The 8,923-nt window shown below is 44.1% G+C and carries 8 protein-coding genes and 2 pseudogenes; 2 read left to right on the top strand and 8 right to left on the bottom strand.

Annotated elements, in window-relative coordinates; translation table 11 throughout:
* Positions 1 to 573: serine/threonine protein kinase (locus IM456_RS15720; protein WP_287692738.1), on the bottom strand; the 573-nt coding region annotated here is incomplete at its 3' end.
* Between the two features lie 174 nt (positions 574 to 747).
* Positions 748 to 1,033, bottom strand: a pseudogene (locus IM456_RS15715) (hypothetical protein).
* Positions 1,034 to 1,248: 215 nt separating this feature from the next.
* On the opposite strand from IM456_RS15715, the gene hemC reads away from it, so the two are divergent.
* Positions 1,249 to 2,208, top strand: coding sequence for a hydroxymethylbilane synthase (gene hemC, locus IM456_RS15710; RefSeq protein ID WP_149988724.1), 960 nt, complete (start codon positions 1,249 to 1,251; stop codon positions 2,206 to 2,208).
* Positions 2,209 to 2,553: 345 nt separating this feature from the next.
* Here hemC and IM456_RS15705 read toward each other — a convergent pair whose 3' ends face one another.
* From IM456_RS15705 to IM456_RS15695, 3 genes are all read right to left on the bottom strand, one after another.
* Entirely contained in the window at positions 2,554 to 2,865 is a 312-nt protein-coding gene (locus IM456_RS15705; protein WP_287692736.1) for a ferredoxin, read from the bottom strand.
* Positions 2,866 to 3,177: 312 nt separating this feature from the next.
* Complete coding sequence (locus IM456_RS15700; protein WP_287692734.1) at positions 3,178 to 3,948, bottom strand: peroxiredoxin-like family protein; 771 nt, start codon at positions 3,946 to 3,948, stop codon at positions 3,178 to 3,180.
* Positions 3,945 to 5,081 (bottom strand): anhydro-N-acetylmuramic acid kinase, encoded by a 1,137-nt coding sequence (locus IM456_RS15695; RefSeq protein WP_149988367.1) that lies wholly within the window; start codon positions 5,079 to 5,081, stop codon positions 3,945 to 3,947. Before IM456_RS15695 ends, IM456_RS15700 begins: the two co-directional genes overlap by 4 nt.
* A 273-nt stretch (positions 5,082 to 5,354) precedes the next feature.
* Here IM456_RS15695 and IM456_RS15690 point away from each other — a divergent pair.
* Positions 5,355 to 6,564: pseudogene (locus IM456_RS15690) on the top strand (RNA-guided endonuclease InsQ/TnpB family protein).
* Positions 6,565 to 6,598: 34 nt separating this feature from the next.
* On the opposite strand, the gene thiS reads toward IM456_RS15690, so the two are convergent.
* The 3 genes from thiS to IM456_RS15675 form a co-directional block, all read right to left on the bottom strand.
* Complete coding sequence (thiS, locus tag IM456_RS15685; RefSeq protein ID WP_043999042.1) at positions 6,599 to 6,808, bottom strand: sulfur carrier protein ThiS; 210 nt, start codon at positions 6,806 to 6,808, stop codon at positions 6,599 to 6,601.
* Positions 6,809 to 7,069: 261 nt separating this feature from the next.
* Entirely contained in the window at positions 7,070 to 8,086 is a 1,017-nt protein-coding gene (locus IM456_RS15680) for a thiamine phosphate synthase (protein ID WP_002758805.1), read from the bottom strand.
* A 138-nt stretch (positions 8,087 to 8,224) separates the two neighbouring features.
* Positions 8,225 to 8,791 (bottom strand): IS607 family transposase, encoded by a 567-nt coding sequence (locus IM456_RS15675; protein WP_287692733.1) that lies wholly within the window; start codon positions 8,789 to 8,791, stop codon positions 8,225 to 8,227.
* Positions 8,792 to 8,923 lie beyond the last annotated feature (132 nt).

The raw sequence follows: 8,923 nt of genomic DNA, 5'->3' as shown, positions 1-8,923 counted from the left end.
TGATGAAATATCCCCCCTAAAGGCTTCGGGAGGCATATAAATAATTGTACCGCTATTGTGGACGGTTTGAGTGTGGCTTTTGTTATTTAAAGTTCTAATTAAGCCAAAATCTGCTAACTTGTATTGTTGATTAACCTTGAGGATATTACCCGGTTTTAAATCTCGATGCACTTTATTTTGTCCATGAAGATAATTTAAACCTTGGGCGACTTGAGCAGTAATATTTTTAATCTCATCCGCTGACAAACCGCCTTTGGCAATGTGATTTTCTAGGCTACCCTGTGCCAATTCCATCACTAAATAAAGCATTTCTGTATTAAAAAAAGTAAATTCCCCCACCGAATAAGCCTTAATTAAATTAGAATGTTCTAACTTTCTGGCATTTTTTAACTCAATTAATTTATCATCGCTACTTTCGGGGATAACTTTAATAGCAACTTCTTGAACCGATGTATTTCTGACCATTTCACTAGCATGAAATACACCCCCAAAACCACCCGCACCGAGAAACTTATTAAGACGATAAGGCCCTATTTGTTGCCCTTCTAACATCCTCATCATTTGGTCTAGCATAATAATAACTCCTGAATTAACCAATTTTTACGTTGTGTAACTATCCTATTAAGTGAGTGGTTATAATTATTAAATTGAAGATAGATTGTGCCTTTGATCCCCCCTTGATCCCCCCTTGATAAGGGGGGCGCGGCTCCCCCCTTGATAAGGGGGGTATGGAGAATCTGACAATGGTTACTCGGTCTTTTTGTCTCTATATGATAGGGCAAAACCGACTCGATCAAATGCTCGATGTCCGATTCTAACGAACCAAATTTGAGCATCGGTCAATCGGGTTAAAAGTTGATTTGGAAACTGTGAGGATATCTTTGGCTAATTCAAAAGCACCTGTTTTGATATCAATAACTACAATCTTCCCATGATTGTCCTTCTCAACCTGCTGACGCACCTGAGAGTGATAGATTTCCTGTCCACGTCGGACAAATTCTTCTTTGTTATAGCAAGGGTGTTGTAATGTCATTAGTTAGACCCTGTTGCAACCTTTGTCCCTCTATTTTAATCTAGGCTTTCAGCTTTGCTGTCAGTGGGGAATAATAGTCACCCCATTTCCTGAAAAATATTAAGAGATGTAACTATTTATGCCTAACCTAGAAAGTGATTACTCAACAGGGGTGAGATCAGGATAGTCTAGATCGAGCAGTCCGATAGATGTTTAGTTAAATTCCTACTTCAGATATGTCCGTTTCTAGTCCTCCTCGTTCCCTGCGTATCGGTTCGCGTAAAAGTCAGTTAGCCCTAGTACAAACCTATTGGGTACAGGCAGAATTGAGTAAACACCACCCCCATCGACAGTTTGAGGTGGAGACGATGAGTACCCAAGGCGATAAAATTCTCGATGTGGCCCTAGCGAAAATCGGTGATAAGGGTTTATTTACCAAAGAACTAGAAGTGGGAATGTTGGATAGATCGATCGATCTTGCCGTCCATTCTCTCAAGGATCTGCCCACTAATTTACCCGAAGGGTTAATCTTGGGTTGCGTCACCGAAAGGGTTAATCCGGCCGATGCTTTGGTGGTAAATAGCCAAAATCAAGACTATCAATTAGACACTTTACCGGAAGGTGCAGTGGTGGGGACTTCTTCCCTGCGGCGATTAGCCCAGTTGCGTTATCATTATCCCCATCTGACTTTTAAAGATGTGCGCGGCAATGTTAACACCCGTCTGGCAAAACTGGACGCGGGAGAATACGACGCGATTATTCTGGCAGTAGCGGGATTGGAAAGGTTAGGATTAGGCGATCGAGTTCATCAGGTTATTCCGGCGGAGATTTCTCTCCATGCGGTGGGACAGGGGGCTTTAGGGATAGAATGCCGCGATGGAGATCCGGAGGTTTTGGAAGTCCTAAAAGTGTTGGAACACGCCCCTAGTCGCGATAGATGCTATGCTGAACGCGCTTTTTTACGCGAGTTGGAGGGGGGTTGTCAAGTTCCCATCGGAGTCAATACGGCAATCGAGGATGGTATCCTAACTTTAACGGGTATGGTGGCTAGTCTCGACGGTAAGCGCCTGATTAAGGACTCGGTTAGCGGTGATCCTAGCCATGGGGAAGTCTTAGGACGAGATTTAGCCCATAAAGTGCGCGAGGCTGGTGCTGGAGAGATTTTAGCCCAGATTTTCGCTGAAGTGGGACGATAATCAGTTATCAGTGATCAGTTATAAACTGATTATTTATTCTCCCCTTTGCATGAGTGCCTCTTGCATGAGTGCCTCTCCTCATAAGTAGGGAGGCACAATTATTTGTAGGATGGGTTAGCGGTAGCGTAACATAATCGGGCGTTGGGTTTCATGCTTCAACCCAACCTACGTTCATCTTATATTTAATTCCACCCACCCACTTAACTAGCCTATACTCAACGGATTTAGTATCACTGTCGAGTCAAGAGGCAAAAATACAAATAAAGCGAGAACTGTCGCCCTTGCAGTTCCCGCTCTATTATTTTTGTATTGTTGGAGTATCTAACCCCCGAATATTGAGTTAAATTAGTACAAATCTTCTTCTTTGTGGGTGACGATCACACAGTCAGAAGTAGGATAGGCAACACAGGTGAGGACATAACCCGCTTCAATTTGATCGTCATCTAAGAAGGATTGCTCGGATTGATCAACGCTACCGGATTCGATTTTACCAGCGCAAGCAGAACAAGCACCAGCACGGCAAGAAGAAGGTAAATCTAATCCTTTTTCTTCCGCTACCTCGAGAATAAATTCATTATCGGGAACATCAATTTTATACTCGCCATCGGGTGTTTTCAGGGTGACTTTATAAGTGGTTGTCTTTGTTTTCTTTGCCATAGGTTGTTCCTCAGTCTCAAAATGCCTTCTCTCCCCGTTTAGACTGAACGGGTCGAATGAGTTTCCTTTTTGATACTACGGGAAAATTCACCCGGCTCAACTTACCATTAGTAATGACAGCCTTAAATAAACTTAAAATAATATTTACTTATCTCTTGAGTAAATAACTCCCGATAGTTGTGGATGAATCGTCAAATAATTTCATCAATCTTTAGGTAATAAGTGGTCGGACAACATTAAAGTTTTTTAGCCATCAGCTGGAAAAGCTAAAAGTCAAGAGTTGGGAGTGGGCGAGATGCAGAAGAAAAAAGCTTAATCCTGCAAAAAAGCGAGAGGATAACTCATATTCTCAGCAAATCCCAAGATACCTCCATCTCGATGCTCATAGAGTAAATTTCCTTGACTATCAAATAAAAAAGTCCCTCCCCGTTGGGTGAGATAACTACTATCGGGGACATAGGTTGACCAATTGCCCAAAACTTGACCCATATTACGCAGTCTCAGGGTGGCTAATTCAAAAGGTCGCTGAAAACCTTGACCCCCAGCAAGATTGAATAGGGAACCCCGGAAAGGTGGTAAAGGCCGCGCTTGTATTGTTTCCTCCTCGGCAATTAATTGGGGGGCTTTGCGATCGCCAAGATAACCCCGCAGCACTTCGGCCAGAGTCCCCGGACTACCCACACCCGCACACATAAAAATTAGATTTAACCAGGCATTTTGCCCGGGAGAAAACCCAGGTAATTTTAGCGATAAACCGCGATAAAGTCCTAATAAATTATGTAATTCGGCTTTGGGGTCAACAAAAAGCCAATCTTGCCGAAATTTCGTATATTCAGCGAATTTTAACCCTGAATTGCGATCGCCGATACCGATGGCACGAATGGTTATCCCAGCATTTTGCCAAAGGGCTGCCTCTTTTTCTAACCACCAAGCGTATTCGAGACTATCAAAATCTCCCAATTGCGGCCAAACAAGAATTAAAAGACGTTTATAATCGGCACAATCGCTTAAAATTGGCACTATTTGCCCATCGCTGACCCTTTGACGTTGAATTGTTGAAAATATTTCATAGCTGCTGCTCATCTGTAAATTTCTCCTAATAAAACCGCTGCTTTTGCCCCCGTGACTTGTGGTAAATTACCGGGGAAATTGTGCCAGCGCCAATAGGCCAAAAGGGCAAAAGCGATCGCTTCTTTAAAATCGCTATTTAATCCTACCTCATCGGTGGTCAAAAGCTTGACATTTGACCCCAAATGTGCTAGGAGTCGTTGGCGCAGGTAGGCATTACGAGCGCCACCACCGCAGAGCAGCACTTCCGCGGGCATTTCTGGCAAAAAGGTTTGATAGCTGTGGGCGATCGAAATGGCGGTTAAATCGGTTAAACTAGCCAACCAGTCGGCATCACTGAGGCAATAAGCTTGGGCATCCTCGCGCAATTGGGCTAGATAGGCGGGGCTAAATAACTCTCTGCCAGTGGATTTAGGGGGATATTGTTGAAAATAAGGCTCCTGTAGCCATTTATGAACTAATTCGGAGCAGGGTTGACCCTGAGCCGACCATTGACCGTTATGGTCGTAGGTTTGTTGGCCTTGGCTCAAAAATTGTACGGCCAAATCGATGAGGACGTTGCCGGGGCCAGTATCCCAACCGAAAATTTTTTGCTGCCAATTTTCCCTTTGTCGGGGGGGTAGATAGGTTAAATTGCCAATACCGCCGATATTTTGGACGCAGCGGGTTTTGGTGGGGTGAGAAAGCAGATAAGCGTCAATTTTCGGCACTAGGGGCGCACCGTGACCAGCTTGGGCGATATCGGCAGCGCGAAAATTACTAATGGTGGGAATACGGGTAATTTTTGCGATCGCTGCTCCCCGTCCTAATTGTACCGTGTAACCGAGGCGATCGTTTGCGGGGGGTCGATGAAAAACGGTTTGACCGTGACTGCCGATTAATTGGGCTTTTGGGGCTTCTTTTTGGATATTTAAAGCGGCACGGGCGAATTCTGCGGCGATATCATCATCTAAGCTGGCTAAAGCTTCAATAGATAGCTTTTCTCCCCCACAGACTTGTAAAATTGTCTCGCGTAATCGGGGGGAATAGGGATAGGTTTCTCCAGCTAATAATTGCACCTGTGGAGATTCCACTGTACCGCTAATCTCCACTAAAGCGGTATCGATACCATCCACCGATGTGCCACTCATTAAACCGATAACTAACAAGTTTTTTCCCTCAAGTGTCGATTGTTGATTATTTTATCTTGAATGTCGGGGTGAAGACCCTCGCGCTTAGCGACGGGATGAAACCCCGACCAGTATAAAACAGCACTTCGACAAGCTCAGTGACACGAAGCACGACATTTCGACACATTTCGACAGGCTCAATGTAAAGGCTCAATGTAAAGGCTCAATGTAAAAGCTCAATGTCAACTAAAATCTTGACAATCCGATGCTCTACAGGTTAACTTAAAATAAGTTGTTTGAGGTCGATAAACAATGATTGTCTTAGAAATGAAAGCCGTGGTCAAACCAAGTCAGTGTTCTGCCATTGATGAAGCTATTCGTACAGTACAATTCATCAGAAACAAAGCATTAAGGCTTTGGATGGATGCCAAGAGAGAAGACAAAATCGATAAATATTCTCTCAATAAATATTGTGCAGTTCGCAGCCATTCAGTTCAAGTTTGTCGATACTCTAAATTCTACTGCTAGACAAGCATCGGCCGAACGAGCTTGGTCAGCTATTGCTCGTTTCTATGACAATTGTAAGAAAAAAATAAAAGGTAAAAAAGGCTATCCCAAGTTTCAGAAAAATAATCGTTCTGTGGAATATAAAAACTGTGGGTGGAAACTATCAGAGGATAGAAAGAAAATAACTTTCACAGATAAGAAAAACATTGGGACGGTTAAACTAAAAGGAACTAGAGACCTAAACTTTTATCCTATAGACCAAATTAAACGAGTTAGAATTGTTAAACGAGCGGATGGTTATTATGTCCAATTCTGTCTTAGCGTTGATATTCGGGAATATGCTAAACCCCTAGAACCAACAAAAAGATGTGTGGGATTGGATGTAGGTTTAAAAGTTTTCTACGCTAATAGTGATGGGGAAACAGTAGAAATACCGCAATACTATCGCCAAGCAGAAAAAAGATTAAACCGACTGAATCGGAAGAAATCTAAAAAGTTTAGAAAAGGTCAACCCCAATCAAACAACTACCAAAAAGCTAGAAAGAGATATGCTAGAAAGCATTTAAGAGTAAGTAGGCAACGTAAAGGCTTTGTCGAAAAAGAGGCATTGCGCGTCATTAAATCTAACGATTTTATCGCTCAGGTCAACTTAAATATTCAAGGCATGGTAAAAAACTCTAGACTAGCTAAATCTATTAATGATGTGGCTTGGTCCACTTTTCGGCAATGGTTAGAATATTTTGGTTTTAAATATGGTAAGGCTACGGTAGCAGTAGCCCCCCATAACACGAGTCAAAATTGTTCTAATTGTGGTCAAAAAGTCCCTAAATCTCTATCTACAAGAACTCATATTTGTCCTCACTGTGGCTATGTAGAAGATAGAGATATTAACGCCGCTATCAACATTCTCAAAAAGGGACTAAGTACGGTGGGACACACCGAAACTAATACGCTTGGGGAGAGATTCCCTCTGGTTTGGTTGGATACGTCCTGCCAGATTAAGGAAACTCAGTGAACCAAGAATCCCTCGCTTAAGCGCGATGGGAGTGTCAACCCCCCCCGACAATAGTAACAATTTCTAATTTATCCCCCTCCTTGATTTCCGTGTTTTCCCAATACTGACGATGGAGGATTTCCCCGTTATATTCCACGGCAACTAACCGAGGATTCATGCCCAAATTTTCTAACATTTGCCCTAGTTTAGTTGCGGGTAAACAGGTTTGAGTTTTGCCGTTGATTTGCAAGGTTATTTCTGACATGGATTTGGATAGGAACAAATGAATTAATCGGAGGAGACAGGAGACAGGAGACAGGAGACAGGAGACAGGAGACAGGAGACAGGAGACAGGAGACAGGAGACAGCTTTTTTCTCCTCACACCCTACACCCTACACCCCACACCCTACACCCTACACCCCACACCCCACACCCTACACCCCACACCCTACACCCCACACCCTACACCCCACACCCTACACCCTACACCCCACACCCCACACCCCACACCCCACACCCTACACCCTACTTTAATTGGTTTAATAATTGTTGTGTCACCACATCGGGATGCTGCGCTTCCATGATGGCCCGGACTACAGCTACCTGTTGCGCTCCTGCCTCTAAAACCTCTTTAATGTTACTACTATCAATACCACCGATCGCAAACCAGGGTAAAGGGCAATTTTCCCGCGCATAACGGACATATTCCAATCCTGCCGGGGTTTTTCCTGCTTTGGTGGGGGTAGCATAAACCGGACCGACTCCCACATAATCGGCCTTTTCTTGAATTGCTTTGGCCATCTCTTGGGGATTAGTGGTGGACCGGCCGATAATTGCCGTTGGGCCGAGAAATTGCCGCGCCAGGGAAATCGGTACATCCTGTTGACCGAGATGAACACCATCGGCATGAATGGCCTGAGCAATATCGACGCGATCGTTCATAATAAACAAAGCATCGTAACGGTGGCATAACTCACACAGTTTAGCGGCCTCTTCTAAACGAATGGTATCAGCGGCGGTTTTATGGCGGTACTGCACCAATTTTAAACCCCCTTTTAGGGCTAATTCGACGATTTCTAGCAGATTTTCGGCAGGAGAAGTGACTAGATAGAGGGGAGATGCTTGCAGTTTTTCCAGAGGTGGCGAGATTAATAGTTTACTCTCTAGCTGATAAACCCGATAGCGCAGCTGTTTACAGGCTATCCCTAGCTCCAGATCATAGAGTTTACCGTATTCTTCTAAAACCCTAAAAGCCTCCTGTACGCGAGCGAGATTGGCCTGCAGCAGTCCCTCGACAGTCTCCCGGATTTCTTCCCTGGGATGGCTTAAATCCCTGCCGATATCGCCGGCCGTGTCCCGATGTCGTTTAAGATCGATCGAGTGCCAACTAGCTAATTGATGGCGCATTTCTTTACATTCTTGGGCTAAATCGGGATTATCTAAGCCAAAACGACACCATTCTTCGATAATTCGCAGTCCTTCTCTGGCGCGGTCAAGGTTAGCATCGAGAATCCGTTTAATCGCCGTGGTTTCTAGTTTCATTTGCCGTCAATGTGGATGTCAATATAGCCGTCAGCCGTCAGCTAAAATATTACTATTTTTGGCCGTTGTTCGGGGAACAGTAGAGGCGGCATCAGACAGGCAACAAAGAGGGAGGAGAAACCCACGCCAAGGACAATTTTAAGCCGGGGGGAGATTCTTAAGCGCCCCTAGGTGTTCTAGTAATTGCTGATGAGCCGGGTTATGTATTGGGTAGAGACTATTGTAACAGATGGTGACGAGGGATTGGATATCCTCGACTAAATCCTCAGCTGCAATGGATTTCTGGGTTTGATTGAGGAGAATAACTTGGATTTTGAAGAGACGGCACAAACCCAAAATAAAATCATGACAAAAGCGACTCACACTTTCCGCATGGGTTAAAACTAGAGATTTCACCTCACCCTGACAAATCATCTTCACTAGACGCATAAAATTAGGGTGATTGTGGCTGACTCCGTCGCCGATATCGGTGAGAATTTCAAAGGGTTGACCCTGCTGATGGCAAAATTCTTCTAACGCTTTTATCTGGGTGTCTAATTGGGGTTTTTGTTCAGGTCGATTAACACGAGCATAGCCAATAATCAATGGGGTTGCTTGACCAGATTGTAAGAGATCTTCCGGTCGAAATCGGCGATGACCGCCGCGGGTACGAATTGAGGAAATTTTACCCTGTTGTTCCCAGCGCCGGAGGGTTTTAACCCACATTCCGCACCCTAAGCTGTCACAGAGAGAAATTACGGAGAGAAAAAATCAAAGTGAGCATAAAAATAAACATAAGGAGCGAAAAAAGGCATTTGAGAAACAGTAAAGCACCAAAAATGGCATCAAAACCTATTC

Source organism: Microcystis sp. M079S1 (assembly GCF_020246425.1).
Taxonomy (GTDB): Bacteria; Cyanobacteriota; Cyanobacteriia; order Cyanobacteriales; family Microcystaceae; genus Microcystis; species Microcystis aeruginosa.
The sequence above is the reverse complement of the archived record's forward strand: the minus strand, read 5'-3'. Positions and strand labels throughout refer to the sequence as shown.